This is a genomic window from Nocardia sp. NRRL S-836, from assembly GCF_001279525.1.
Taxonomy (GTDB): Bacteria; Actinomycetota; Actinomycetes; order Mycobacteriales; family Pseudonocardiaceae; genus Lentzea.
In genome coordinates this window covers 1-23,522 of record NZ_LGDY01000100.1, presented here as the reverse complement: position 1 = coordinate 23,522, position 23,522 = coordinate 1, and the positions used below count along the sequence as shown (strand labels likewise).

General features: G+C 72.5%; 24 protein-coding genes. 13 read left to right on the top strand and 11 right to left on the bottom strand.

Annotated features, from left to right (window positions below; translation table 11 throughout):
- Window positions 1–60 precede the first annotated feature (60 nt).
- Window positions 61–468 carry a GNAT family N-acetyltransferase gene (locus ADL03_RS20000; RefSeq protein ID WP_053735023.1) on the top strand — a complete coding sequence of 136 codons (408 nt, stop codon included), beginning with the start codon at window positions 61–63 and terminating at the stop codon, window positions 466–468.
- 19 nt (window positions 469–487) lie between these two features.
- Here the strand turns inward: ADL03_RS20000 and ADL03_RS19995 are convergent, their stop codons facing one another.
- From ADL03_RS19995 to zapE, 3 genes are all read right to left on the bottom strand, one after another.
- The gene (locus tag ADL03_RS19995) at window positions 488–2,083 is read right to left on the bottom strand and encodes an ABC-F family ATP-binding cassette domain-containing protein (RefSeq protein WP_053735022.1); all 1,596 of its coding nucleotides are present in this window, start codon (window positions 2,081–2,083) and stop codon (window positions 488–490) included.
- A gap of 69 nt (window positions 2,084–2,152) precedes the next feature.
- The gene (locus ADL03_RS19990) at window positions 2,153–2,404 is read right to left on the bottom strand and encodes a DUF3040 domain-containing protein (RefSeq protein WP_053735021.1); all 252 of its coding nucleotides are present in this window, start codon (window positions 2,402–2,404) and stop codon (window positions 2,153–2,155) included.
- A 99-nt stretch (window positions 2,405–2,503) separates the two neighbouring features.
- Entirely contained in the window at window positions 2,504–3,490 is a 987-nt protein-coding gene (zapE, locus tag ADL03_RS19985; protein ID WP_082373296.1) for a cell division protein ZapE, read from the bottom strand.
- Window positions 3,491–3,557: 67 nt separating this feature from the next.
- On the opposite strand from zapE, the gene ADL03_RS19980 reads away from it, so the two are divergent.
- Both ADL03_RS19980 and ADL03_RS19975 read left to right on the top strand, forming a co-directional pair.
- On the top strand, window positions 3,558–4,241 hold the full coding sequence (locus tag ADL03_RS19980) for a dihydrofolate reductase family protein (protein ID WP_231642039.1): 684 nt from the start codon (window positions 3,558–3,560) through the stop codon (window positions 4,239–4,241).
- Between the two features lie 18 nt (window positions 4,242–4,259).
- Window positions 4,260–5,324, top strand: a complete 1,065-nt coding sequence (locus ADL03_RS19975; RefSeq protein ID WP_157528964.1) for an ATP-dependent DNA ligase — start codon at window positions 4,260–4,262, stop codon at window positions 5,322–5,324.
- Here the strand turns inward: ADL03_RS19975 and ADL03_RS19970 are convergent.
- Window positions 5,321–6,190, bottom strand: coding sequence for a DMT family transporter (locus ADL03_RS19970; protein WP_369808993.1), 870 nt, complete (start codon window positions 6,188–6,190; stop codon window positions 5,321–5,323). The genes ADL03_RS19975 and ADL03_RS19970 overlap by 4 nt on opposite strands.
- 138 nt (window positions 6,191–6,328) lie before the next feature.
- On the opposite strand from ADL03_RS19970, the gene ADL03_RS19965 reads away from it, so the two are divergent.
- Complete coding sequence (locus ADL03_RS19965; RefSeq protein ID WP_053735019.1) at window positions 6,329–7,861, top strand: alpha/beta hydrolase; 1,533 nt, start codon at window positions 6,329–6,331, stop codon at window positions 7,859–7,861.
- Between the two features lie 319 nt (window positions 7,862–8,180).
- Here ADL03_RS19965 and ADL03_RS19960 read toward each other — a convergent pair whose 3' ends face one another.
- From ADL03_RS19960 to ADL03_RS19945, 4 genes are all read right to left on the bottom strand, one after another.
- Window positions 8,181–8,885: a DUF6319 family protein gene (locus tag ADL03_RS19960; protein ID WP_231642038.1), complete on the bottom strand. Its 705-nt coding sequence runs from the start codon at window positions 8,883–8,885 to the stop codon at window positions 8,181–8,183.
- Between the two features lie 130 nt (window positions 8,886–9,015).
- On the bottom strand, window positions 9,016–9,216 hold the full coding sequence (locus tag ADL03_RS19955) for a hypothetical protein (protein WP_053735018.1): 201 nt from the start codon (window positions 9,214–9,216) through the stop codon (window positions 9,016–9,018).
- Between the two features lie 83 nt (window positions 9,217–9,299).
- Window positions 9,300–10,310: a non-homologous end-joining DNA ligase gene (ligD, locus tag ADL03_RS19950; protein WP_053735017.1), complete on the bottom strand. Its 1,011-nt coding sequence runs from the start codon at window positions 10,308–10,310 to the stop codon at window positions 9,300–9,302.
- Between the two features lie 9 nt (window positions 10,311–10,319).
- Window positions 10,320–10,922, bottom strand: coding sequence for a TetR/AcrR family transcriptional regulator (locus ADL03_RS19945; RefSeq protein ID WP_053735016.1), 603 nt, complete (start codon window positions 10,920–10,922; stop codon window positions 10,320–10,322).
- A gap of 40 nt (window positions 10,923–10,962) precedes the next feature.
- On the opposite strand from ADL03_RS19945, the gene ADL03_RS19940 reads away from it, so the two are divergent.
- Genes ADL03_RS19940 through ADL03_RS19925 form a run of 4 tightly spaced genes read left to right on the top strand, consistent with a single transcriptional unit; the run spans window position 10,963 to window position 14,590 of the window.
- Entirely contained in the window at window positions 10,963–12,108 is a 1,146-nt protein-coding gene (locus tag ADL03_RS19940) for an acyl-CoA dehydrogenase family protein (protein WP_053735015.1), read from the top strand.
- 10 nt (window positions 12,109–12,118) lie between these two features.
- On the top strand, window positions 12,119–13,288 hold the full coding sequence (locus ADL03_RS19935; RefSeq protein WP_053735014.1) for an acyl-CoA dehydrogenase family protein: 1,170 nt from the start codon (window positions 12,119–12,121) through the stop codon (window positions 13,286–13,288).
- Window positions 13,289–13,291: 3 nt separating this feature from the next.
- Window positions 13,292–14,014 (top strand): MaoC/PaaZ C-terminal domain-containing protein, encoded by a 723-nt coding sequence (locus ADL03_RS19930; protein ID WP_053735013.1) that lies wholly within the window; start codon window positions 13,292–13,294, stop codon window positions 14,012–14,014.
- A 15-nt stretch (window positions 14,015–14,029) separates the two neighbouring features.
- The gene (locus ADL03_RS19925) at window positions 14,030–14,590 is read left to right on the top strand and encodes a helix-turn-helix transcriptional regulator (RefSeq protein ID WP_082373295.1); all 561 of its coding nucleotides are present in this window, start codon (window positions 14,030–14,032) and stop codon (window positions 14,588–14,590) included.
- 9 nt (window positions 14,591–14,599) lie between these two features.
- Here ADL03_RS19925 and ADL03_RS19920 read toward each other — a convergent pair whose 3' ends face one another.
- Complete coding sequence (locus tag ADL03_RS19920; RefSeq protein WP_053735011.1) at window positions 14,600–16,705, bottom strand: LuxR family transcriptional regulator; 2,106 nt, start codon at window positions 16,703–16,705, stop codon at window positions 14,600–14,602.
- Window positions 16,706–16,999: 294 nt separating this feature from the next.
- On the opposite strand from ADL03_RS19920, the gene ADL03_RS19915 reads away from it, so the two are divergent.
- Window positions 17,000–17,380, top strand: coding sequence for an SsgA family sporulation/cell division regulator (locus tag ADL03_RS19915; protein ID WP_053735010.1), 381 nt, complete (start codon window positions 17,000–17,002; stop codon window positions 17,378–17,380).
- On the opposite strand, the gene ADL03_RS19910 is transcribed toward ADL03_RS19915, so the two are convergent.
- Both ADL03_RS19910 and ADL03_RS19905 read right to left on the bottom strand, forming a co-directional pair.
- On the bottom strand, window positions 17,377–19,707 hold the full coding sequence (locus ADL03_RS19910; protein WP_053735009.1) for a helix-turn-helix domain-containing protein: 2,331 nt from the start codon (window positions 19,705–19,707) through the stop codon (window positions 17,377–17,379). The two genes, ADL03_RS19915 and ADL03_RS19910, sit on opposite strands and share 4 nt — an antisense overlap.
- Before the next feature lie 40 nt (window positions 19,708–19,747).
- Entirely contained in the window at window positions 19,748–20,395 is a 648-nt protein-coding gene (locus tag ADL03_RS19905) for a GntR family transcriptional regulator (RefSeq protein WP_053735008.1), read from the bottom strand.
- Between the two features lie 106 nt (window positions 20,396–20,501).
- On the opposite strand from ADL03_RS19905, the gene ADL03_RS19900 reads away from it, so the two are divergent.
- The 4 genes from ADL03_RS19900 to ADL03_RS19885 form a co-directional block, all read left to right on the top strand.
- Window positions 20,502–21,455: an asparaginase gene (locus tag ADL03_RS19900; RefSeq protein WP_053735007.1), complete on the top strand. Its 954-nt coding sequence runs from the start codon at window positions 20,502–20,504 to the stop codon at window positions 21,453–21,455.
- 74 nt (window positions 21,456–21,529) lie between these two features.
- On the top strand, window positions 21,530–21,820 hold the full coding sequence (locus ADL03_RS19895; protein ID WP_053735006.1) for a hypothetical protein: 291 nt from the start codon (window positions 21,530–21,532) through the stop codon (window positions 21,818–21,820).
- A 114-nt stretch (window positions 21,821–21,934) separates the two neighbouring features.
- Window positions 21,935–22,357, top strand: coding sequence for a peptide-methionine (R)-S-oxide reductase MsrB (gene msrB / locus ADL03_RS19890; RefSeq protein WP_053735005.1), 423 nt, complete (start codon window positions 21,935–21,937; stop codon window positions 22,355–22,357).
- 265 nt (window positions 22,358–22,622) lie between these two features.
- Window positions 22,623–23,522, top strand: a 900-nt coding sequence (locus ADL03_RS19885; RefSeq protein WP_197288479.1) for a TIGR04222 domain-containing membrane protein, incomplete at its 3' end; no start/stop codon positions are given.

Sequence of the window (23,522 nt, the reverse complement as noted above, 5' to 3'; positions counted from 1 at the left end):
TCCGACACGCCAGCGGTTGCACCGCACGGAGATGGGAAGCGGATTGCTTAGCCTGGGCACATGAAGATCCGCCGCGCCGCCTCCGCCGACGACGTGTCCGCCGCCGCGCACCTGTTCGACGCGCCGCCGCGGCCGGACGCGACGGCGCGGTTCCTCGCGCGGGACCACCACCACCTGCTGATCGCCCACATCGGTGAGCAGGCGGCCGGGTTCGTCACCGGGGTGGAGATGACGCACCCGGACAAGGGCACCGAGATGTTCCTGTACGAGCTGGGCGTGGCCGACGCGTTCCTGCGCCGCGGCATCGGCAGCGCGCTGGTCGAGGCGCTCAAAACCCTTGCGGTGCAGCGGGGTTGCTACACGATGTGGACCGGCACCGCCTCGGGCGACACGGCGGCGCAGGCCACCTACCGCAAGACGGGCGGCGTGGTCGACGACGGCGCCTTCGTGTACTGGGAGTTCGCCTGACGGCACGGATCCGTGAGAGCTAGGTCCAGACCGGTTCGTCCACCTCGGACACCCGGCCGTCCGCGCGGAAGTGCAGGAAGCGGTCGAACGACCGGGCGAACCAGCGGTCGTGCGTGACCGCGACGACGGTGCCCTCGAAGTCGCCCAGGGCGTTCTGCAACGCCTCCGCCGAGGCGAGGTCGAGGTTGTCGGTCGGTTCGTCGAGCAGCAGCAGCGTCGCACCGGACAGCTCCAGCAGCAGGATCTGGAACCGCGCCTGCTGGCCGCCGGAGAGGTTCTCGAACCGCTGGTCACCCGCGTGGTGCAGGCCGTAGCGGCGCAACACCGACATCGCGGCGCCCCGGTCCTTGCCGCCGCGCTGGTCGTCGCCGTGCCAGAGGATGTCGACGAGCGTGCGGCCGACCCACTCCGGGTGCTCGTGCGTCTGCGCGAACAGGCCGGGCACGACGCGCGCGCCGAGCTTCCACGCGCCGGTCGTGCGGACGTCGTCACCGCCGAGCAGGCGCAGGAAGTGGCTCTTGCCGGAGCCGTTCGACCCCAGCACCGCGACCCGGTCGCCGAAGAAGATCTCCTGCGAGAACGGTTTCATCAGGCCGGTCAGCTCCAGCTGCTCGCACGTGATCGCGCGGACGCCGGTGCGGCCGCCCCGCAGCCGCGGGGTGACCTTCTCGTCCTGCGGGAGCTCCGGTGGCGGGCCGGCGTCCTCGAACCGTTGCAGCCGTGCGGCCATCACGCGGTACTTCGGTGCCATCGACTCGTAGTACTTCGCCTGCTGTTGCAACGTGCGCACGAGCTCCTTGAGGCGTTCGTGCTCCTCGTTCCAGCGGCGGTGGTCTTCGAGCAGCTTCTCGATGCGTTTCGCGCGAGCGTCGTGCCACGTCGCGAACGAGCCGGGATGCGTCCACGCCGAGTGCGCCTCGACCGTGACGACGTGGGTGGCGGCGTTCGCGAGCAGCTCGCGGTCGTGGCTCACGACCAGCACGGCCTTGTCGGTGGCCCGCAGCCGCTCCTCCAGCCAGCGCTTGCCGGGCACGTCGAGGTAGTTGTCCGGCTCGTCGAGCAGCAGCACCTGCTCGTGGCCGCGCAGCAACGTCTCCAGCACCAGCCGCTTCTGCTCGCCACCGGAGAGGGTGCGGACCTCGCGGAACCGCGCGCGGTCGTAGGGCAGGCCGAGCGCCGCCACCGTGACGGTGTCCCAGAGCACCTCGACGTCGTAGCCGCCGGCCTCGCCGTAGTTGGTGAGCGCGGTCGCGTACCGCATCTGGGCGGCTTCGTCGTCGGTGTCCATCAACGCGAGCTCGGCGTCGTCGAGCTCCTTGGCGGCCGTCCGCAGCGCGTGGGGTGCGATGGCCAGCAGCAGGTCCCTGACCAGCGTGTCGTCGCGCACCGAGCCGATGAACTGGGGCATCACCGCGAGGCCGCCCTGCACGTGCACGCTGCCCTGCTTGGGCGTCAGCTCACCGGACAGGATGCGTTGCAGCGTCGTCTTGCCCACGCCGTTCGCACCGACCAGCGCGACCACCGTCCCGCCGCTCACCTTGAACGAGACGTCGCGGAACAGCTCCCTGCCGTCGGGGAGTGCGTACGCCAGCCCGTTCGCTTCCAGATAGCCCACGCCCGAGATGGTCGAGGCAGCGGGGCTCCGGGCGCCACCGAGTTTCCGCCGGGGCCGCTGTGCCGGACGTCAGCGGATGCGTATGGGGTGCCGGTGCCACACGAGCACGCCGGCGGTCACCAGCAGGCACTGGAACGCCGGCCCGACCGCGGAGATCGTCAGGCACAGCACGGTCAACCCGCCGAACACGACCAGCAGGAGCCAGAACAGCCACGGTCGCGCGGACCGCGAGCTCGTCATGGCACGGGCCAGGCCGGGTTCTTCGGTGCGGAGCCGCTGCTCGATCTCGTCGAGGGAGCGGCGTTCGGCTTCGCTCAGCATCGGGGCCTCCGGGAGGGACGTCGGGACGTCATCATTCCCGCTCGTCTTCCAGGGGATACTCGAAGGACACCGGATCCAAACTCGCCGTTCGGGGGAGTTTCAGCGGCTCAGCGCCACCAACCGGGACACCGCGCGCAGGTACTTCTTGCGGTAGCCGCCGCGCAGCATCTCGTCGGTGAAGAGCTCCGAGAGCGGCCGCCCGGACACCGCGACCGGGATGTCGCGGTCGTAGAGCCGGTCACCCAGCGCGACCAGCCGCAACGCCACCGACTGGTCGGGGGCGGGGGTGACGCCGCGCAGGTGCACGGTGCTGACCCCGTCCACGAGCCGACCGTACTTGGACGGGTGGATGCGGGCGAGGGCTTGGAGCAGGTCAGCGAAGTCGTCGAGGGTCGAGCCGGGCTTGCGCCGGGCACGCTCCTCCAGCTCGTCGTCGGTCATCGGCGGCGGGGCGTCGGGCAGGCCGCGGTGGCGGTAGTCGGGGCCGTCGACGCGCACGACGTCGAACTTCGCGGACATCGACTGGATCTCGCGCAGGAAGTCCGCGGCGGCGAACCGGCCCTCGCCGAGCTTGTCGGGCAGGGTGTTGGAGGTGGCGGCGACGAACACGCCCTGCGCGGTCAGCTCCTTGATCAGCCGGGTGACCAGCATCGTGTCGCCGGGGTCGTCGAGCTCGAACTCGTCGATGGCGAGCAGCCGGTGCCCGCTCAGCCGCTTGACCGCCTCGGGGAACGTCAGGACACCGACGAGGTTGGTGAGCTCGACGAACGTGCCGTACGCCTTGGGGCCGGGGACGGCGTGCCACAGCGAGGCGAGCAGGTGGGTCTTGCCGACGCCGAAGCCGCCGTCGAGGTACAGGCCGAGCTTGCCCTCGTCCTCGCCCCTGCCGAACAGCGACCACTTCTTGCGGCGCGCGCTCACGCGGGCCGCGAACTCCTGGCCGGCCTTCACCGCGGCGGCCTGGCTGGGCTCGTCCGGGTTGGGGATGTAGCTGTCGAAGCTGACGTGGTCGAACCTGGGCGGCGGCACCAGGCTGTCGACGAGCTCGTCGGCCCCGATCTGGGGATCCCGGTCGGACAGGCGCATGCCCGGCAGCCTATCGGCGTGATGGGATGGGATCGTGCAGATGTTGTGGCCCTCACCGGGCGTTGAGATGACCGACACAGCGCTGGAGTCGCTCTACGCCTACCCGCCGGACCGGACGTGGGTGACCGCGAACTTCGTGTCCAGCGTGGACGGTGCGGTCACGGTCGACGGGCGGTCGGCCGGGCTGGGCTCCCCCGCGGACAAGCAGATCTACCTGCTGGGACGTGACCTCGCGGACGTGGTGCTGGTGGGCGCGGGCACGGTGCTCGCGGAGGGTTACCGGGGTGCGCGGCCCGACCTCGCGCGGCGGGAACGGCTCGGGCTGGCACCGGCATTGCCGATCGCGGTGGTCACGGCGCGCGGCAGCCTCACCGCCGACCTGCCGCTGTTCACCGACGCGGCGGTCCCGCCGATCGTGATCACGACGGCACGCGCCCGGCTCCCGGAGCTGCCCGCGGACGTGGTCGTCGCCGGTGAGGACGAGGTCGACCTGGCGCTGGCGGTGCGGGAGCTGGCGGCCCGCGGGTTGCGGCGGGTCGACCTCGAGGGCGGGCCCGCGCTGTTCGGGTCGATGGTCGCGGCCGGGCTGGTGGACGAGCTGAACCTGACCGTGGCGCCGGTGCTCGCGGCGGGCGCCGCCGGGCGGATCGCGCGCGGCCCGGTCGTGCCCCCGGCGGAGCTGGAGCTGCGGTCGGTGCTGCGCGCACAGGACGTGCTGTTGTTGCGGTACCGGCGGCGGGATTCCAGCTGACGGGGCAGGATGTGCCGCGTGGACCTGCCGCTGACACCGCCCCTCCAGCCGATGCTGGCCACCGCCGTGGACGGCATCCCCGACTCGGGCGAGCTGCTGTTCGAACCGAAGTGGGACGGCTTCCGCTGCGTGGTGTTCCGCTCCGGTGACGAGGTGTTCCTGCAGTCGCGCAGCGGCAAGCCGCTGAACCGCTACTTCCCCGAAGTCGTGGCGTCGATGCTCGACGTGCTGCCCGAGCGCGTGGTCGTCGACGGCGAGCTCGTCGTGGCACGCGACGAGGAGCTGGACTTCGACGCGTTGGCCGAGCGCATCCACCCGGCGGCCTCGCGGGTGACGATGCTGTCCGAGACGTCACCGGCGACGTTCGTGGCGTTCGACCTGCTCGCGCTGGGGTCCGAGGTGCTGCTGGAGTCGCCGACGGTGGCGCGCCGGGCGGCGTTGCTCGACCTGCCCGGCCTGAACGTGACGCCCGCGACGACGTCCGCCCGGACCGCGCGCGAGTGGTTCACGCTCTTCGAGGGCGCGGGGCTGGACGGCGTGATGGGCAAGCTCGCCGACGGCCCGTACACGCCCGGCAAGCGGTCGATGATCAAGGTCAAGCACGCGCGCACGGCCGACGTCGTGCTGGCGGGGCTGCGGTGGCACAAGGACACCGAACCGGGCACGGCCGTCGGTTCGCTGCTGCTCGGTGTCTACGACGACAACGACGTGCTGCACCACATCGGCGTCTGCGGCTCCTTCAAGGCCGCCGAACGCCGTGAGCTGGCGGACGGGCTGGCGCCGTTGATCACCACCTCCGACGCGCACCCATGGGCGCACCCGCAGCCGGGGCAGCGGATCCCCGGCGAGATCAACCGGTGGCGCGGGCAGCAGGCGCAGTACGTGGCGCTGCGGCCGGAGCGGGTGCTGGAGATCCACTACACGCAGACCGAGGGCGACGCGCCCGTGCGGTTGCGGCACAACGGCCAGTTCGCGCGGTGGCGGCCGGACCGCGAGCCGTTGTCGTGCCGGTACGACCAGCTGGAGGTCCCGGCGCGCTACGACGTGGCGTCGGTGCTCAAGGGCGAGCTGCGGGCGCGTTAGACCTCGGGCCGTGCGGATCGTGTGGCGCCCACGGAAGCGATGACCACACAGCACACGGCGGCCCACTGCGCCGGTTTGAGCTGCTCTCCCAGCACCAGCAGCCCGGCCACCGCGGCGACCGCGGGTTCGAGCGACATCAGGATCCCGAACACGCGCGGCGGGATGCGGCGCAACGCCTGCAGCTCCAGCGAGTAGGGCACGACCGACGACATCAGCGCCACCGCGAGGCCCGCGGCCAGCACCACCGGGTCGAACAACGCCGCGCCCGCCGACGTGACGCCGAACGGCAACGCGACCAGCGCGCCCACGGCCATCGCCAGCGCCAGGCCCTTGCCGTCGGAGGTCTGGCTGCCGAGCTTGGCCGTCAGCAGGATGTACCCGGCCCAGCACGCCGCCGCTGCCAGCGCGAACAGCACGCCGCCCGGTGCGAGACCGCCCTCGGCGCGGGTCAGCAGCAGCACGCCGCCGGCCGCCAGCAACGCCCACAGGCCGTCGAGCCAGCGCCGTGACCCGGCGACGGCCACCGCGAGCGGGCCGAGGAACTCGATCGTCACCGCGGCGCCGAGCGGGATGCGGTCCAGCGCCTGGTAGAAGGTGAGGTTCATCGCGGCCAGGACCGTGCCGTAGCCCGCGACGACCAGCAGCGTGCGGCGGTCCACGCGCACCGACGGCCGCCAGATCAGCAACAGCACCACGGCGGCGAGGAACAGGCGCAGCGACACCGTCCCGGCCGCACCCAGGACCTCGAACAGCCGCTTGGCGAAGGCGGCGCCGACCTGGACGCTCACGATGCCGATCAGCACGAGCGCCGGTGGCGGGACCGCGCCCATCAGCCTGGCGACGGGAGCACTGTCCACCTGAGCCATGACCACCATCGTGCCGCACACCGCTTCGGCACCCGATGTGATTTCCCACAGGCCGGGAGCGGCCTGACTCACCTTGTTCTCACCTGGGGCGTGCGAGGCTCGACCGGAGCCTGAGCTGGATGAGAGTGAGGAACACCTGTGCGTCGCGCTGCCCTGGTCCTGCTGGCAGTGAGCGTGCTGACGGCGTGCAGCGCCGGACCCTCGCTCCGGCCGGTGATCGCGGTCAAGGGCGAGGAGAACCAGCCCGTCGACCAGAGCACGCTCGCGGGCCCGCAGCCCGTCCCGCCGCTGCAGGACTACCGGGCCGACTCGCTCGCGTGGTCGCCCTGCGGTGAGCAGATGCGCGACCGCATCGGCACGAACGTGCCCGAGGGCGACCAGAAGTACGAGTGCGCGCGCATGACGACCGTGCTCGACGCGCCGGGACGGCCCGGTCGCGGCTCGCTCAGCATCGCGCTGACGCGGGTCGGCACGGGCAAGAACGCGCTGGTCGTGGTCAGCGACCCCGGCGGCGAACCCGGCACGGTGAAGGCAGCGCGGATCGCGGCGGCGATGCCGAAGGACCTGCTGAGCACCTACACGGTCATCGGCATGGACCGGCGGGGCACCGGGCGTTCGGAGGGCATGGCGTGCGTGCCGGCCGGGACGCGCGCGGCGCTCGTCGAGTACGACCCCGCCGAGACCGAACAGTCGAGCCTCGTGGTCGCCGCCGGTGAGGCGTCCCAGGAGTGCGTGCTCGACCTGGAGGGCAGGCTGACCGCGTTCGACTCGTGGCGTGCGGCCGCCGACCTCGAACGGCTCCGCGACCACCTCGGCACCGACCGGCTCAACGTCATCGGCGTCGGCGAGGGCTCGCGGGTCGTCGCCACCTACGCCCAGCGCTACCCGAACCGCATCGGCCGCACCGTGCTCGACGGCGCACACGACCCGACGCTCGACCAGACCGGGGTCCTCGAGTCACGTGCGGCGGCCGCCGAGGCGACGTTCGAGGCGTTCGCCCGCGACTGCCAGGCCCGCGGCTGCGGCCTGGCCAAGCCGCGCGACGAGGTGACCGCGCTGCTCGCCCAGCTCCGCACCTCCCGCATCAACGGCGAGTACGTCGACCTCACGGCCGGGTCCGCGCTCAACGCGATCCTGTCCGGCCTGCAGGACCGCCCGCGCTGGCCCGCGCTGGCCGACGCGATCGTGAAGGCCCGCGCCGGCGACGGCAGCGCGCTGTTCACGTTCCTCAACCCGCTGGTCGGCGACTCCGACGAGAACCCGCCGCGCTTCGACGCCGGACTGGTGATCAGCTGCAACGACACCACGACCCGGATTCCACCGGATCGGGTGAAGGCGCTGACGACGGACTGGCAGGGCAAGCACCCCCTGTTCGGCACGCTGTTCGCCCGGCAGCTGCTGCACTGCAGCCCGTTCCCGGTGCCGACCCTCACGAAGGTCGACCCGGTGAAGAGCGCGCCGCCGATCGTGCTGCTCAGCACCGCCGACGACCCGGCGACGCCCGCGTCCGGGACCGAGCACGCGGCCCAGCGGCTGCCGGGATCGGTGCTGATCGGGTGGCAGGGCAGCGGGCACGGCGCACTGGGGCTGTCGGGCTGCGCGACCACGGCCGTGCGCGACTACCTGGTCGACGCGAAGGTGCCGACGAACGGCACGGTCTGCCCGCCCTGACCGGCTGCCGGCCTGACCGGTGACAGCATGGTCACGTTGCGGCGCAACGCTTTCGACCGGCGGAAAGCCAGCGGGGAGCCCTCCTGAGGTGGAGGGCTCCCCGGCCAGGTTCTGGTGTCAGCAGCTCGAACAACAGCCGCAGCCGGGACCCGTGCACCCGGAACAGCACCCACACGTACCCATCAGGGCCTCCCCGTCAACAAGCCGGACCAGCGGGACCTCCGCGCATCCCACGGTCCGCCCCGGCACCAGCCCTGGGAAGCCCTCTCACCCGAACGCGTCCGCACAACCACCGGTGCGGTCGCAGCCGGTGACCGCGCTACGCGCCCAGGTCTTCCAGCGCCTTCTGAGCGGCCTCCAGTTCGGCGCGCAGTTGCTCCACCCGTGCGAGCTGCTGGGCACGCGCCGCGCTGAGAACGCCCTCGACGATCTCGGCGACCTCGGGCGTGAGCAGCTTCGCGGCCTGCGCGACGGCGGCCGGGGCAACCGGCGTGGGCCGCACCGACTTGCGGGCGCCCTGCATGACCTCGACGGTCCACTCGCCCTCACCGGCGCTCACCAACGTGACGGTGACCTCGGGCGCGGCCTTCGCGCCCGCCGGCTTGCGGGCGGGCTTCGCCGGCGCGGGCGCTTCGGCGGCAGGGGCGGGTTTCGGCTTGGGGGCCGCGGGCTTCACCGGCGCCTCCGGGACGTAGGGGTACTCGATCACAGTCTCTCGCGGCGGCTCCGGCGGCGCAGCGGGTGGTGTGGCGGGTTTCTTGCGGGGCGGCGGTTTCTCCAGCGTGAGCTCGGACGGGCCGAACGACATCTCGTCCTTCGACCCCGTCGGGCGCACCTGGATGAAGTCGCCCTCCTCCGGATCGGTGAAGGCGAGCACCTTCGCCGACCTCCCCTCCTCCATGCCCACCGCGGCCGCCGTGAACCAGACCAGCGGCTGAGTGCCTCCGTCCAGCTGTGAGCGCAGGCTGTCGACGTCCTCCGCCGACAGCCCGCTCTTCTTCGCCATCGCGCTGCCTCCCGCCATTCGAACACCTGTGCCCCAGCATGCCCTATCCCACTGACAATTCTGAGCACCGGGTGGACGGCAAGATCATGTTCTCGAAGTCGGCGGCAGAGCGGCTCCCAAGCGTGGGAGCGCTCTCACACCTGAGGACTCAGGCCTCTTCGGCGCGCAGCCGGTACTCGCACCCGTACTCGACGGTGTACGACAGGTCGTAGACGTGCACGATCTTCGGGCCGCCGTGCAGGTGCACGTACGTCACCGTCGGCTTCGGTTCCTCCGGCACGGACGGCAGCGAGTCGACCCGGCCGTCGAGGGGACCGCCGACGTACCGCACCACATAAGGCTGGGTCACGGCGACCTCCTCTCGTCCGCTCCATTCTACGAGGCCCGCCGCTGCATCAGTCCCCGATACAGCCGGTTGGCTCAGCAACGCCATCAGTCCTGCTTGCGGGCCCGCGACGGCTGCACCCGCAGCGGCTCGCCCGGCATCTTCGGGTAGTCCGGCGGGTAGGGCATCTCCCCGCGCGGGTCGGCCGCGTACCACTCCAGCAGCGTCTCGATCCCGAACGCCTCCGAGTCGAGCCCGGCGTGCGGGTCGCCGCGCTCGGCCAGGTACTGCGGCACCGTCAGCACGTCGAAGTCGTCCGGGTCCACAGTGGACAGATCGGCCCAGGTCACCGGCGTGGACACGGTCGCGCGCGGGGTGCCCCGCACCGACCAGGCGGAGGCGATGGTGCGGTCACGGGCGGCCTGGTTGAAGTCGATGAACACCCGCTCCCCGCGTTCTTCCTTCCACCACGCCGAAGTCGCGAGCTTCGGCGCCCGCTTCTCCACCTCGCGGGCCAGCGCGATCACGGCGTGCCGGACGTCGACGAAGTCCCACTCGGCCCGGATCCGCACGGCCACGTGGATCCCGCGCCCGCCGGAGGTCTTGGGGTAGCCGGTCAGTCCCGCGTCCGCGAGCACCTCGCGCAGGACGGCGGCGACCGCGGCGGCGTCGCGGAAGTCCGTGCCCGGCTGCGGGTCGAGGTCGATGCGCAGCTCGTCCGGGTGGTCGACGTCGGGGCGCCGCACCGGCCACGGGTGGAAGTCGAACGTCCCGAGGTTCGCGGCCCACACGATCGCGGCCTCCGACGTCGGGCAGATCTCGTCGGCCGGCCGCCCGGACGGGAACCTGACCTGCACGGTCTCGACGTAGTCGGGGGCGCCCTTGGGCACGCGCTTCTGGTAGAACGCCTCGCCCTCGACACCGTCGACGTAGCGCTTCAGCACCACCGGGCGGTCGCGCAGCACGGTCAGCAACGCGGGCGCCACGGTGCGGTAGTACTCGACCACCTGGCGCTTGGTGATGCCCCGGTCGGGGAAGTACGGCTTGTCCGGGTTGGACACCCGCACCAGCTGGTCACCGACCTCGAGCTCGATCGCCTTCGACTTCGCAGCAGCCACGCCGAAACCCTAGAGGCCCCGGACGAACGCCGCGAGCGCCAGCTCGAAGCTGTCGCGGTCGAGCTCGCGGGCCACGCCGGGCAGCAGGTGGGCGCGGTCGAGGTGCGGGTAGCGGCCGGAGTAGTCGGCGGGGTCGGAGGAGAAGCCGCTGGAGAACGAGCTCAGCGCCGAGCCGAACACGATGTACAGCAGCCCCGCGGCGATCATCGTGGCCTCGCGGCGGGACCAGCCGGCGTCGACGAGCGCGCCGTGCATGACGTCCAGGCGCTTGAGCGACTCCTCGCGGCCGGCCGGGCCGTACGCCAGGAACGGCACGATGTTCGGGTGCGACGCCAGCGCCTCGCGGTAGGAGCGCGCGCACTGCACCAGACCGGCGCGCCAGTCGCCCGAGCCGAAGCCCGACAGGTCGATCGACGACAGGATCGCCGAGGCCACGTCGTTGAGCAGCGCGTCCTTCGTCTTCACGTGCCCGTACAGCGACGCGGCCTGCACGCCCAGCTCCGCGGCGAGCCTGCGCATCGACAGGCCGTCGAGGCCGTCGCGGTCGATGATGGCCAGTGCCACCGACCGGATGCGGTCGGGGCTCAAGAGAGGGGTGCTCGGCCGGGGCATGTGAGTTAACCTAACACTGTTCGGTTTACCAGGAGGTCCCGTGGACTTGACGCTTTCCGACGAACACCGGCAGCTCAGGGAGCTGGCCCGGCGGTTCACGGACGAGCACATCGTCCCGCACGCGATCCGCTGGGACCGCGAGGAGGCGATCGACCGCGAGCTCGTGCCGCGGCTCGGCGAGGTCGGGTTCCTCGGCCTCGGCATCGACGGGTCCCACGGCGGCTCCGGTGGCGACAACCTCGCGTACTGCCTGGTCCTGGAGGAGGTCGCGCGGGGTGACAGCGCCGTGCGCGGGATCATCTCCGTCTCGCTCGGGCTCGTCGCGAAGTCCATCGCCGGGCACGGCACCGAGGAGCAGAAGCAGCGCTGGCTGCCCGGCCTGACCAGCGGCCGCGCGGTCGGCTGCTTCGCGCTCACCGAACCGGGCACCGGCAGCGACGCGGGCAGCCTCGTCACCAGGGCCACCAGGACCGGCGACGGCTGGGTGCTCAACGGCCGCAAGGTCTTCATCACCAACGGCACGTGGGCCGACGTCGCCCTGGTGTTCGCACGGACCGGCGGACCCGGCCCGAAGGGCATCAGCGCGTTCCTCGTGCCCACGACGGCCGAGGGCTTCACCGCCACCGAGATCAAGGGCAAGCTCGGCATGCGCGGCCAGGCCACCGCCGAGATCACCCTCGACGACGTCCACGTGGACGAGGACGCCCTGCTCAGCGAGGAGGGCTTCAAGCTCGCGATGGGCGCGCTCGACAAGGGCCGCATGTCTGTTGCCGCAGGCTGTGTCGGCGCGGCCCGCGGCGCGCTCGAAGCGGCGTTGCGGTACGCGAAGGAACGCGAGCAGTTCGGCAAGCCCATCGCGGGTTTCCAGCTCGTGCAGGAGCTGCTCGCCGACATGGCGGTCGAGACCGAGGCCGCGCGGCTGCTCACGTGGCGCGTGGCCGACCTCGCCGACCGCGGTCACCCGTTCGGCACCGAGGCGTCGATGGCGAAGCTCTACGCCAGCGAGGCCGCGGTGAAGGTCGCCAACAACGCCATCCAGGTGTTCGGCGGCTACGGCTACATCGACGAGTACCCCGTGGGCAAGTACCTGCGGGACGCCCGTGTCACCACCCTCTACGAGGGCACCAGCCAGATCCAGAAACTGCTCATCGGCCGGGCGCTGACGGGCATCAACGCGTTCGCCTGAAGGGGAAGAAATGGACTTCACGCTCGACGCCGAGCAGAAGGAGATCCGCGACTGGGTGCGGACCTTCGTGCGCAAGGAGATCGTCCCGCTGGAGCCGGAGGTGCTGCGCCGCGAGCGCGCCGGCCAGCCCGGCCTGCCCAAGGACGAGCTCAAGGCGTTGCAGGACAAGGCGAAAGCCGCGGGCTTCTTCGGCGTGCTGACGCCGCAGGAGTACGGCGGCATGGGCCTGGGCGCGATGATGACCGCGCTGGTCGAGGCCGAGCTCGGCAGGTCGTTCGTGCCGTTCCGGTTCGGCGGGTACGCGGACAACATCCTGTTCCACGGCAACGAGGAGCAGAAGCAGCGCTACCTGCTGCCGACGATCTCCGGCGAACGGGTGTCGTGCTTCGCGATCACCGAGCCCGGCGCCGGCAGCGACGCCAAGGCCATCCGCACGTCCGCCGTGCGGGACGGCGACGAGTGGGTGATCAACGGTGAGAAGACGTTCATCACGCAGGGCAACGAGGCCGACTTCGTGATGGTGTTCGCCGTGACCGACAGGGAGAAGGGCGCCAACGGCGGCGTCACCTGCTTCCTGGTCGACCGCGACATGGGCTGGAAGTCCGAGCCCATCCCGACCATGGGCCAGTGGGGCCCGGCGGCACTGGTGTTCGACAACGTGCGGGTGCCGCACGAGAACATCCTCGGCGAGGAGGGCAAGGGCTTCAACCTCGCCATGCAGTGGATCGGCCAGGGCCGCTACCTGCTGCCCGCCCGCGCGCTGGGCAGCGTCGAGCGGCTGGTCGAGATGGCTGTCGAACAGGCCAAGAACCGCGTCACGTTCGGCCAGCCGATCGCCGAGTACCAGGCGATCCAGTGGATGATCGCGGACTCCGCCGTCGAGATCGAGGCGCTGCGCTGGCTCGTGCTGCACGCCGCGTGGCTGGTCGACCAGAAGCAGGACTCGCGACAGGCGCAGTCGATCGCGAAGCTCTACGGCGGCATCAAGGCCAACGAGATCGTGGACCGCGTGCTGCAGATCCACGGCGGCATGGGCTACACCCGCGAGCTGCCGATCGAACGCTGGTACCGCGAGCTGCGCCTGCTGCGCATCTACGAGGGCACCGACGAGATCCAGCGCCGCACGATCGCCCGCAACCTGCTCAAGGGCCACGCGAACATCCGCGGCTCCCTGGGCTAGGCGGTGCTCGACCACGGAATCCTCGGCGTCGCCGACCGGCAGGTGCGCACCTGGTCGGCCGGCGACGCCGAGGTGTACGCGGCGGCCGTCGGCGGCCACTCCCCCGCGTTCGCCATCCCGCTGCTGCAGCACGGCGGCCCGCAGCTCGGCCTGACCGGCGCCGACATGACGCGGGTGCTGCACGCCGAACAGTCCCTCTGGCTGCACAAGCCGTTGCCGCGAGACGGTTCGACGGTGGTCACGAAGACGGTCACGGACATCTTCGACAAGGGGTCCGGCGCCCTGGTCGTGAGCACGTGGGAGTCGGAGTACGCGTCCACCCGGTCGTCGTGCTTCGTCAAGGGAGAAGGCGGCTTCGGCGGTGCGCGTGGCGAAACCCGGACGTTCGCGGTACCGGACGGCGAACCGGAGGTGACGGTCTTCCGAACGACATCCGACCAGGCGCTGCGCTACCGCGCCACCGGTGACGTGAACCCGATGCACCACGACCCCGCGTTCGCGCGCAGGGCCGGGTTCGACCGGCCGATCCTGCACGGCCTCTGCACACTCGGGATCACCGTGCGCGGCAAGGACTTCACCGAGCTGCACGCCCGGTTCACCGCGCCCGTGCTGCCCGGCGACGAGCTGCGGATCGAGCACTGGCCCACCGGCGAGTTCCGCACCTCGGTGGACGGGCGGCCGGTGCTGGTGGGTTCGGTTTTCCGAAGTGGACGCACGCCGGGCTGATGGACCATCGGGGCCATGAGTTCTGCCATCGCCCTCGTGGACGCCGGAATCGAGCCGCTTCGCGTCGCCGTCGACTCCCGTGACCTGATCAGTGCCGCAGGGGTGACGCACCTGCTGAAGAGCTCGCCGCGGGTGCGGGTGGTGTCCGACCGCGCGGAGGCGCACGTGCTGCTGGCCGTGGTGAACGAGCTGTGCGCGCAACAGGCCGCCCGGCTCAAGGCGATCGCGGCCCCCAGGGTCGTGGTGATCGCGGCACGGGTGCACGACCTGACCCCGTCGATCGCCGCGCAGGCCGGGCTGGCGGCCCCGGTGCGCCGTGCCGACGTGAACACCGAACGGCTGGAGAGGCTGCTGCTCGGCGGGCAACCGGTGAAGGAGGCGCCGTCGGTGCTGAGCGACCGGGACCTGCAGCTGCTGCGGCTGCTGGCGGAGGGCGCCACGATCGCGGAGGTCGCCCAGCGGTTGTTCTGCTCGGAGCGGACCGTGAAGTACGCGCTGCACCAGGTGCTGGAGCGGTTCGGGCTGCGCAACCGGGTGCACGCGGTGGCGTGGGCGATCCGCTCGGGCCTGCTCTGACCCCGCGTTTCAGTCGCCGAACACCGCGGAGAGCTGCACCCGCCGGCTGATGCCGACCTTGCGGTAGACGCGGGTCAGGTGCAGCTCGACCGCCCGTTGCGTGACGTTGAACCGGGACGCGATGGCCCGGTTCGTCTCGCCGGCGAGCGCCAGCCGCACGATGCGCGACTCGTGCGGCGTCAGCCTCCCCCACGCCGCGCCGATGCGCCGGGCCGGTCCGCGCACCGCGGTCTCGCCGAGCCGTGCCTTCGCCGCACCCGCGACCAGCCGCCACGGCGCGATCGCCGGGTTGTCCGCCCGCCACGACGCCAGCCGCGCACCGCACTCGGCCGCGTCGGCCAGCGCCGCCCGCGGTGAGCCCAGCTCCAGGTGCATGCGGGCGCGGTGGTGCAGCAGGGTCGTGCACACCCACGCCGGTGGCAACGTGCCCGCGTACCCCAGCCGCCCCAGCAGTTCCCGTGCCTCGTCGGGAACCCCACCGTCCACAGCGGACGCGACGAACGCCGCCGCGGCCAGTGCCGTGCACCCGCGTGCGGGCGAGGTCCGTGCGGCGAGGTCGCGGACCAGCCGGGACACCTCGGCGTGGGCGCCGTTCGCCCGGTACGCCCACGCTTCCAGCGCCACCAGCCAGTCGTCCTCGGTGCCGGCGAGCCGGGACCGCAGCCGCGGTGCGAGCCCCAGCAGGACGTCCGGGTGGCCGGAGGTGCCGTGCAGCAGCGCCAGTCCCGCGAACACCAGGTCCGGCATCGGGTCGCTCACGCCGTTCGCGATGTCGCACAGCAGCTGTCCGGCGAGCTCGGAGCAGTCCCCGCGCAGGCTGAGCCAGAACGCGCGCAGCGCCGGGCCGCCGAGTCCGTCGGCCGCGGCGGCGTTCGCGGCGCTGACGGACATCGCGACCGGCCCGAACTCCAGGCCGAGCACCGACTCGTCGCACTGCCAGTCCACCACCACGGCGCCGAGCCGGTCATCGCCCGCGAACCGGCGGAGCTCCGCGGCCCGCGGCGCGATCCCGTGCCGCAGGTGCAGCTCCGCCATCCCGGCGGCCACCTCGGCGGCGACCCGGTCGTCCACCGGTTCCCGCACGGCCGCGCGCAGACATCGCGCCGCGTGCTCCGGCCGTCCCGCCGCCCGGTGCAGCCGTGCCGCCGCCGCCAGCACCGGCGCGGCCCAGGGCAGCGCCACGGGTTCCGCGCACGCCACCAGGTGCTCGGCCACGGCGGTCGCGGTGTCGTGGCGCCGGTGCAGCACCCGCGCGGCCGTGCGGTGCACCTGTTCGCGGGCGTGCGGCGCCATCTCGTGCCGGATCGCGTGGCCCAGCGCGGGTGTCCGGACCCGCATCGGCCCGTCCGCGGCGAGCCGCGCGTCCACCAGCCGTTCGAACGCGGCGAGCGCCTCGAACGACGGCAGCCCGGCCACCTCGCACACCACGTCCAGCGCCGCCTCGCCCAGCACCGCGAGCGCACGCCCGACCGCCACCGCGCCGGCGTCGAGCCCGCTCCACCGGCGCCGCACGGCACGCAGCAGCCGCGGCAGCCGCAACGAGGGCAGGGCGTCGCGCAGGAACGCCACCGTGAAGCCGTTGTCCGGCACCAGGTCCAGCACATCGCTCAGCACACCGGGCGCACCGCCGCTGTAGCGCAGGCACAGCTCGGCCACCTCCGGCGGCACGTCGGCACCGGCCCGGCGCCGCACCAGCTCGGCCACCGCGGCGGCACCGACGGGCCGCACCGCCACCCGTGCGGCACCCGGCAGCAGGTCGAGCACCGCGTCCGGGTCGACGTCACCGGCCAGCAGCACCGGGCCGCGGAACCGCGCGAGCCGCTCCAGCCCTCCCGCGGGCAGCTGCTCGGCGTCGTCGACGACCAGCACCGCGCGCCGGTCGGCGCCCGGCCACGTCCGCACCGGCGTCAGCCCGCTGCGCACCGCGACGGACGACGCGACCGCCAGCAACGCGCTCTTCCCCGTTCCCACGGCACCGTGCACCACGCACGACCGCCCTTCACCGAGCGCCTCGGTCAGCGCGGCGATCTCCCGTTCGCGGCCGACGAGCCGATCGGCCGCTTGACCGGTGGCCGCGCCGACCGGTCCGAGGCGGCGAGGAGAAGGGGCACCCATGTCATCCGTCCTTTCTGGGACGGATTCCAGGAAATCGCCTCGTCAGCGGAAGGACAATGAAGAACGACCGGCAGAAGTTCCCGGACCGGTCACCGGCCCGGACGCGGTCACACCCGTGCCGCGGCACGTCCGCCGGGCCCGGCCGGGCGACCGTTGGGGCAGATCTGCGGAGGTGAGCGGCACCGCCGGTCCTTCCCCCCGCGACGCAATGGGGAAAGAAAGGGCCCGTCCGTGAACCATTTCGCCGCACACCACGTGAGCTCCAGTGACCACCGGCGAACAATGGGAGCTCTGATGCGGGTCGCAGCACGCGCCGTCTTCGACTTCGTCCGTCCTGAGGGCCCACCGGCCCCCGTGCACACGGAGCTGGTCTACTCGGCGGACGACCCGTTCGCGGTCACGATGCACTTCCACTCCGGCGGCTCGGTGACCACCTGGATCATGGGCCGCGACCTGCTGAGGGACGGCCTGTCCCGGCCGGCGGGCGAGGGCGACGTGCGGCTGCGCCCGAGCGGCCGCGCGGTGGTGCTGGAGCTCGTGTCCGAGCGGCACGTCACCGTGTTCCGGGTGCCGGCCTCGACGCTGCGCGAGTTCCTCGACGCCGCCCACCTCCTGGTGCCGGCGGGTACCGAGCGGTTCGACGCGGACGCCTTCCTCAGCTCGGTGCTGCGCTAGGCGGTCAGCCGGATGCCCAGCGCCGCCGCGACGTCGTGCTGCAGCTTCGTCATGCCGGGCGACTCGTAGCCCTCGCTCTCGGCCAACGCGCGCACGCGATGCCGTGTGCCGGCGTCGTGGTCGCCCATCCGGTCGCACATCCGCGCGAGCTCGATCAGCACGGACACCCGCAGCTCCGGGTCGCCCACGCCCTCCACCGCTCCGGCGAGCTGCTCGCGGGCCTCGGGGAACCGCCCGGCCGCGGCCAGCGCGCGGCCCCTGCTGTGCCGCAGCACCGCGCGCAGGCCACCGAAGTCGCTGATCAGCGCCTCGGCTTCGGCGATCACGGGCAGCGCGTTCTCCGGTTCGCCCGCCGCCGTGAGGCTGTCGGCGAGCCGCAGCAGCAGCTGGGCGGTGTTCTCCCGTGCGACACCACGCCGGGTGCCGCGCACCGCCCGTTCCTCCGCGATGGCCGCACGGTGCGTGCGCACGGCGTCGGCGAAGCGGCCCATCCGTTGCAGCAGCACGCCGGTGAACGACAGCGCGAACACCACGCCCATCGGCAGCCCGGCCTGGCGGAACAGCTCCGCGGCGCGGCGGCCGTGGGTGACGGCGGTCGCGTGGCCGCCCAGACGCGTCTCGATGCCCGACCGGTAGTAGTGCGCCCAGGCCGTCTCCAGCACCGAACCGCACCCCTCGGCGACCCGCAGCGCCTCCAGGTGGCTCTCCATGGCCGCCGGCAACCGGGCCGCGCGTGCGAAGTACGCCCACGACACGAAGTTGAGCTGTTTCGCCACTTCTTCGTCACGGCCCAGTGCGCGCGCCGCGTCCACACCGGCCGTGAACACCTCCACCCACAGATCACCCTGGCCGCGGTGGTCGGAGTACCAGTGCATCGCGTTCGCCAGCGCCAGCACGGACTCGTGGTCACCGTCCCGGACGGCGTCGCGCAGCGCGCCACGCCAGTTCGCCACCTCGGCGAGCAGCCAGCGGTCCGCGCTCGCCAGGTCCGCCGCGCCCTGCTCGTCCGGGTGGAACGCCGCCGCCGTGGCCGTCGCGGTGGTCATCAGCCAGTTCCGCGTTCGCAGGCGGTGGGCGTCGAGGCCGGGTTCGTCACCGTGAAGGCGTTCGCGCGCGTAGTCCCGGATCAGGTCGTGGAAGGTGTACCGGCCGGGGAGGTCACCGGGGCGCACGAGGCTCGCGTCGACGAGCTCCTCCAGCAACGCCTCGGCGTCGTCCGGTGAGACCTCCGCGGCGACGGCGGCGAGCTCCACCGAGGTGTCCGGGCCCGGTACGAGCGCGAGCCGGCGGAACACGGCGGCGGTCGTCGGCGCGAGCAGCCGGTAGGACAGCTCGAACGCCGTGCGCACCTGGACGTCGCCGGTGGCCAGCACGTCGAGGCGGTCGCGTTCGCCGGAGAGCCGGTCGGCGAGCTGGCGGGGCGACCACGGCCCGGTGAGCCGGTGGCCCGCGATCGCGAGTGCCAGCGGGATGCCGCCGCACAGGCCCGCGACGAGACCGGCGGACGCGCGATCGGCCCGGACGCGGTCGCCGGCCACCGCGGCGAGCAGCGCGACGGCGCCGTCGCCGGTGAGCGGGCCGAGCTCGACGCGGTGCCGGGCGACCAGGCCCGCCAGGACGTTGCGGCTGGTCACGAGCACGAGCGAGCCGGGAGCGGCGGCCAGCAGCGGCCGGACCTGGGCCTCGTTCGCGGCGTTGTCGAGCACCAGCAGGACGGTGCGTTCGCGCAGCATCGAGCGGTAGAGGCGGTCGCGGTCGCCGGCGTCGGAGGGCATCCGGGCGTCCGGCACGCCCAGCGCGGTGAGCAGGCCGGTGATCGCGCGGTCGGCGGACAGCGGCGTGCGGTCCATGCCGCGCAGGTCGAGGTACAGGCAGCCGTCGGTGAACGCGCAGCCGAACCGGTGGGCCGCGTCGACGGCGAGCGCCGTCTTGCCGACGCCGGGCGGTCCGTGCACGACGACCAGGCCGAGCACCTGCGCGGTGGCCGCCTCCGCGACCCACTCCGCGAGCTGCCGCTGCTCCGCCGCCCGTCCGACCAGCTCGGTGGCGGGCGGCGGTGAGCAGGTCCGGTCGGCGCGTTCCTGACGTGGCTGCACCGCCTCACCGAGCCGGGCCAGCGTGCCGAACTCCCCCGCCTCGCCCAGGTCCAGTCCGAGCCCGGCCACGAGCAGGTCGACGGTGGTCGCCTGCGGCGTGTGGACGCGCCCGCGTTCGAGGTCGCTCAACGCGCGCACGCTCAGCCCTGTGCGGGAGGCGAGCTCCTCCTGCGTGAGGCCGGCCCTGCGGCGGTAGAACCGCAGGAACTCACCGAACGTCGTCCCGCGCATTCCCCCCGCCTCCGCACACCCACCTGTCCGGGGCGATTATTCAGGCGTTGAGGCTCGTCAGCATCTGCGCGCACACTCGCGACAGATGGCGTCGCATCACGGTCGACGCGCGCGCCGCGTCCCCGTCCCGGATCGCCCGCACCAACTCGTCGTGGTCGTCCATCGACGCGTGCTGGTGTGACGGGTCGTCCTCCAAGGCACTGCGCAGGAGCACGACCCGTTGCTGCACGAGCCGCACCTGCTCGGCGATCCGCGGGCTGCGGGCGGCGTCCAGCAACGCCTGGTGGAACGCGAGGTCGAGCCGGTACGGGAACGGCTGGCCGGCCCGGTAGTTGCGCCGCGACTCGGCACACACCTCGTGCAGCCGCACCAGGTCGGCGTCGGTGCGCCGGGAGGCCGCCAGCTCCGCCGCCGCGCACTCCAGCGCGGTGCGCAGCTCGAACAACGCCCGCACCTCGTCCTCGTCGGCGGCCGGCACGAACGCGCCCCGGTGCGGCACCAGCGTCAGCAGCCCCTCCGAGGCCAGGTGCCGGATCGCCTCGCGCAACGGGCCGCGGCTGATGCCGAGCTGGTGCGCCACCTCGACCTCGTTGACCCGCGCCCCCGCCGGGATCACCCCGGTCAGCACCTGCTCGCGCAGGACGTCGACGGCCTGACCGGCCAGGCTGAGGTGCAGCGGGGGTGTCACGTTCGTCTCCTGATCTGGACGGCACCGACCGTCCGGGAGCTACAGTAGGTGCGTCGTCAACTGTCGACAGTTGGCAGTTCTGGTCGCAGGGTCTGAGGGAGGCGTCATGGGGCACGAGGTGGTCGCGGAGGTCTGGCGGGGCGACTTCCTGGAGTCGGTGCACCACGGCACCGTCGTCGCCACGGACGGCACCGGCGCCCCGGTGCTGTCGGTCGGCCGGCCCGGCGACGTCGCGTTCCCGCGCTCGTCGAACAAGCCGCTGCAGGCCCTCGCGATGCTGCGCAGCGGCCTGGACCTCGACGGCGAGCTGCTCGCGCTGGCCTGCGCGTCGCACTCCGGCGAGGACTTCCACGTCGACGGTGCCCTGCGCATCCTGGCCGCCGCCGGTCTGACCGAGGACGCCCTCCAGTGCACCGCCGACCTGCCCCTGGGCGAGGCGGCCCGCGCGCAGCACCTGGCCCGCGGCCTGGCCCCCGCGCCGAAGTACATGAACTGCTCCGGCAAGCACGCCGCCATGCTCGCCACCTGCGTCGCCAACGGCTGGCCGACCGGCGACTACCTCGACCCGGCCCACCCGCTGCAGGTCGCCACCCGCGCCACCATCGCCGACATCGCGGGCGAACCGGTCGCCCAGGTCGGCGTCGACGGCTGCGGCGCACCGATCTTCGCGATCAGCCTGACCGGCCTGGCCAGGGCGTTCGGCACGCTCGCCAGCGCACCCGAGGGCACCCTGGAGCACCGCGTCGCCGCCGCCATGAACGCCTTCCCGCAGTGGGTCGGCGGCACCGGCCGGGACGTCACCGCGCTGATGGCCGCCCTGCCCGGCGTCATCGCCAAGGACGGCGCCGAGGGCGTCTACGCCGTGGGCCTGCCCACCGGCGAGGGCATCGCGCTCAAGATCGCCGACGGCTCGTCGCGCGCCCGTGCCGTCGTCATCGTCGCCGTGCTCAAGCGGCTCGGCGTGGACGTCGGCGGGATCGCCGACCTCGCGACCGTGCCGGTGCTGGGCCACGGCCGCCCGGTGGGCGCGGTCAAGCCCGCACTCGCCCTCGCCGGCTGACCCGCTCGGTAGCCGCGAACTGACCTCGACGCGGCCTCCCCGTCAGACCCTCCCCCAGCCACTAAGCTGGTGGTATGGGCGATTCGAAGGACGAGCGCGAGCAGTTCCAGGAGGAGCTGATCGGGCTCGACCCGCAGGACCCGGAGACGAAGGCGTTCGCCGATCACCTCGACCGGATGAAGCGCGAACGCCCCGGCTACACCGTCGAGGGCTACCTGGACGGCGTGCAGGACTTCGCCGACTCCGCGAACCGCACGACCGGCCACCAGCGGCTGGTGGCGGTCCTGGTCGTCGGCCTGATCCTGCTGGGCGTCGCGCTGACGATCTGGTTCGCCCTGGGCGACATCCTCACCATCATCTTCTGAGACCGGCCCTCGCGGCGGGCCTGAACGAGCCCACTTCTTAACGGGGTCTTACGACCGCACCGCCCGCCGCCACCGCCGGGAAGCCCAACGGCCGTGGCGGCGTTATAAAGGGTCATGGAACCTGTTGTCGGCACCACCCCGAAAGTCGTGCGCTCCGAAGAGGAATGGCGTGCCCAGCTCAACCCCGCCGAGTTCGCGGTGCTGCGGCAGGCAGGCACCGAACGGCCCTGGACCGGCGAGTACGTCGAGACCAAGACCGAGGGCGTCTACGAGTGCCGTGCGTGCGGCGCGGAGCTCTTCCGCAGCGACACCAAGTTCGACTCGCACTGCGGGTGGCCGTCGTTCTTCTCGCCGCTGGCGGGCGACTCGGTCATCCTGCGCGAGGACCGCACGCTCGGCATGAAGCGCGTCGAAGTGCTCTGCGCCACATGCCACAGCCACCTCGGGCACGTTTTCGAAGGTGAGGGGTACCCCACCCCGACGGACCAGCGCTACTGCATCAACTCCGTCTCCTTGAAACTCGTTCCGTCCGAATAGGAGACTGGGACCGGGTCCGGCCGGGCCGGCCGGACACGACCTGGGAGGCTCCATGATCGTCCGAAAGTTCGGCACTGACGGTGAGGGCTCCAGCGGGGTCGACGGCGGCTCGTCCAGCTGAGCCACATCCCCGTCGTCGCGCGGAAACCTCGACAAGAACCGGCAACCCTAAGGCTTCGTCAACAAGCCTTGTGAGGCTGTGGCGCGGACCACACCATGTACTCCAACCAAGCGTTGTCTTGGGTGCAGTCAGGGGGTGGGCCACGTGAGGCCTTGGGGATTGTCCGGACCGGAGTTCCTTCAGCTGTACTGGATCGGGCTGGCACTGGCGGTGCTGGTCGCGATCGTGTTCCGGGTGCGCGCACGGGCCGGCGGGAGCCAGCCCGTGCGGTCACTCGACATGGACGAGCTCGCCTATCTCGCGGGCGGTCCGAAGCGCGTGGCCGAAACGGCCGTCGCCCGGCTGCTCACCGCCGGTGAGCTCAGGACTTCACGCCGTGGCGCCGTGCAGGCCACCGGCTCGGCACAGGCACGCAACCCGGTGGACCGCGCCGTGCTCGACGACAGCCGGCGCTACACCAACCGCACGGTGAACCTGATGATCCCCGCGGTCGCCAGGGACGGCGCCGTCACCGCGATCGGCGGGCGCCTGGAGGAGCTGGGGCTCGTCGTCCGCCCGGAGGTGGTGAAAGCCGCGCGGCGCAACGGGTCCGTGCTCCTGTGGCTACTGCTCGCGGTCGGTCTGGTGCGCTGGGTGAACGGCATCGTCATCGACGCGCCCGTGGGCTGGCTGACGCTGCAGCTCCTCATCACGGCCGTGCTCATCTTCGTCGTGACGCGGCGCGGCAAGCTCGTGCGCACCACCAAGGGGGATCGTGCGCTCGACGCCGCCCGCACCGCAGGGGGCAGGGCGACCGGCTCGGACGACGCGGCCCTGGTGGGCGCGGCCGGGCTGGTCGCCCTCGGGGGCCTCACCGTCTACCCGGACCTCGCGGTGCGCAGCTCGTTGCTCGCCGCACCGGCCGGGATGTCGAGCGGCTACTCGGGAAGCTCCAGCGGCAGCTCGTGCTCGGTGAGCAGCTCCTCGTCGTGTTCGAGCGGGAGCAGCTGCGGCGGGGGGGGGGGGGGGGGTCGCGGCGGGGGGGGGGGGGGGCCCCCCCCCCGG

Bases quoted from the DNA above. Each gene is read 5' to 3' on its own strand.
- ADL03_RS19925 (WP_082373295.1), top strand. From the start codon at position 14,030: ATGAGTTCTGCCATCGCCCTCGTGGACGCCGGAATCGAGCCGCTTCGC.
- ADL03_RS20000 (WP_053735023.1), top strand. From the start codon at position 61: ATGAAGATCCGCCGCGCCGCCTCCGCCGACGACGTGTCCGCCGCCGCG.
- msrB (WP_053735005.1), top strand. From the start codon at position 21,935: ATGGAACCTGTTGTCGGCACCACCCCGAAAGTCGTGCGCTCCGAAGAG.
- zapE (WP_082373296.1), bottom strand. From the start codon at position 3,490: ATGCGCCTGTCCGACCGGGATCCCCAGATCGGGGCCGACGAGCTCGTC.
- ADL03_RS19915 (WP_053735010.1), top strand. From the start codon at position 17,000: ATGCGGGTCGCAGCACGCGCCGTCTTCGACTTCGTCCGTCCTGAGGGC.
- ADL03_RS19895 (WP_053735006.1), top strand. From the start codon at position 21,530: ATGGGCGATTCGAAGGACGAGCGCGAGCAGTTCCAGGAGGAGCTGATC.
- ADL03_RS19920 (WP_053735011.1), bottom strand. From the start codon at position 16,705: ATGGGTGCCCCTTCTCCTCGCCGCCTCGGACCGGTCGGCGCGGCCACC.
- ADL03_RS19960 (WP_231642038.1), bottom strand. From the start codon at position 8,885: ATGGCGGGAGGCAGCGCGATGGCGAAGAAGAGCGGGCTGTCGGCGGAG.
- ADL03_RS19945 (WP_053735016.1), bottom strand. From the start codon at position 10,922: ATGCCCCGGCCGAGCACCCCTCTCTTGAGCCCCGACCGCATCCGGTCG.
- ADL03_RS19935 (WP_053735014.1), top strand. From the start codon at position 12,119: ATGGACTTCACGCTCGACGCCGAGCAGAAGGAGATCCGCGACTGGGTG.
- ADL03_RS19910 (WP_053735009.1), bottom strand. From the start codon at position 19,707: ATGCGCGGGACGACGTTCGGTGAGTTCCTGCGGTTCTACCGCCGCAGG.
- ADL03_RS19970 (WP_369808993.1), bottom strand. From the start codon at position 6,190: ATGGCTCAGGTGGACAGTGCTCCCGTCGCCAGGCTGATGGGCGCGGTC.
- ADL03_RS19900 (WP_053735007.1), top strand. From the start codon at position 20,502: ATGGGGCACGAGGTGGTCGCGGAGGTCTGGCGGGGCGACTTCCTGGAG.
- ADL03_RS19990 (WP_053735021.1), bottom strand. From the start codon at position 2,404: ATGCTGAGCGAAGCCGAACGCCGCTCCCTCGACGAGATCGAGCAGCGG.
- ADL03_RS19980 (WP_231642039.1), top strand. From the start codon at position 3,558: ATGACCGACACAGCGCTGGAGTCGCTCTACGCCTACCCGCCGGACCGG.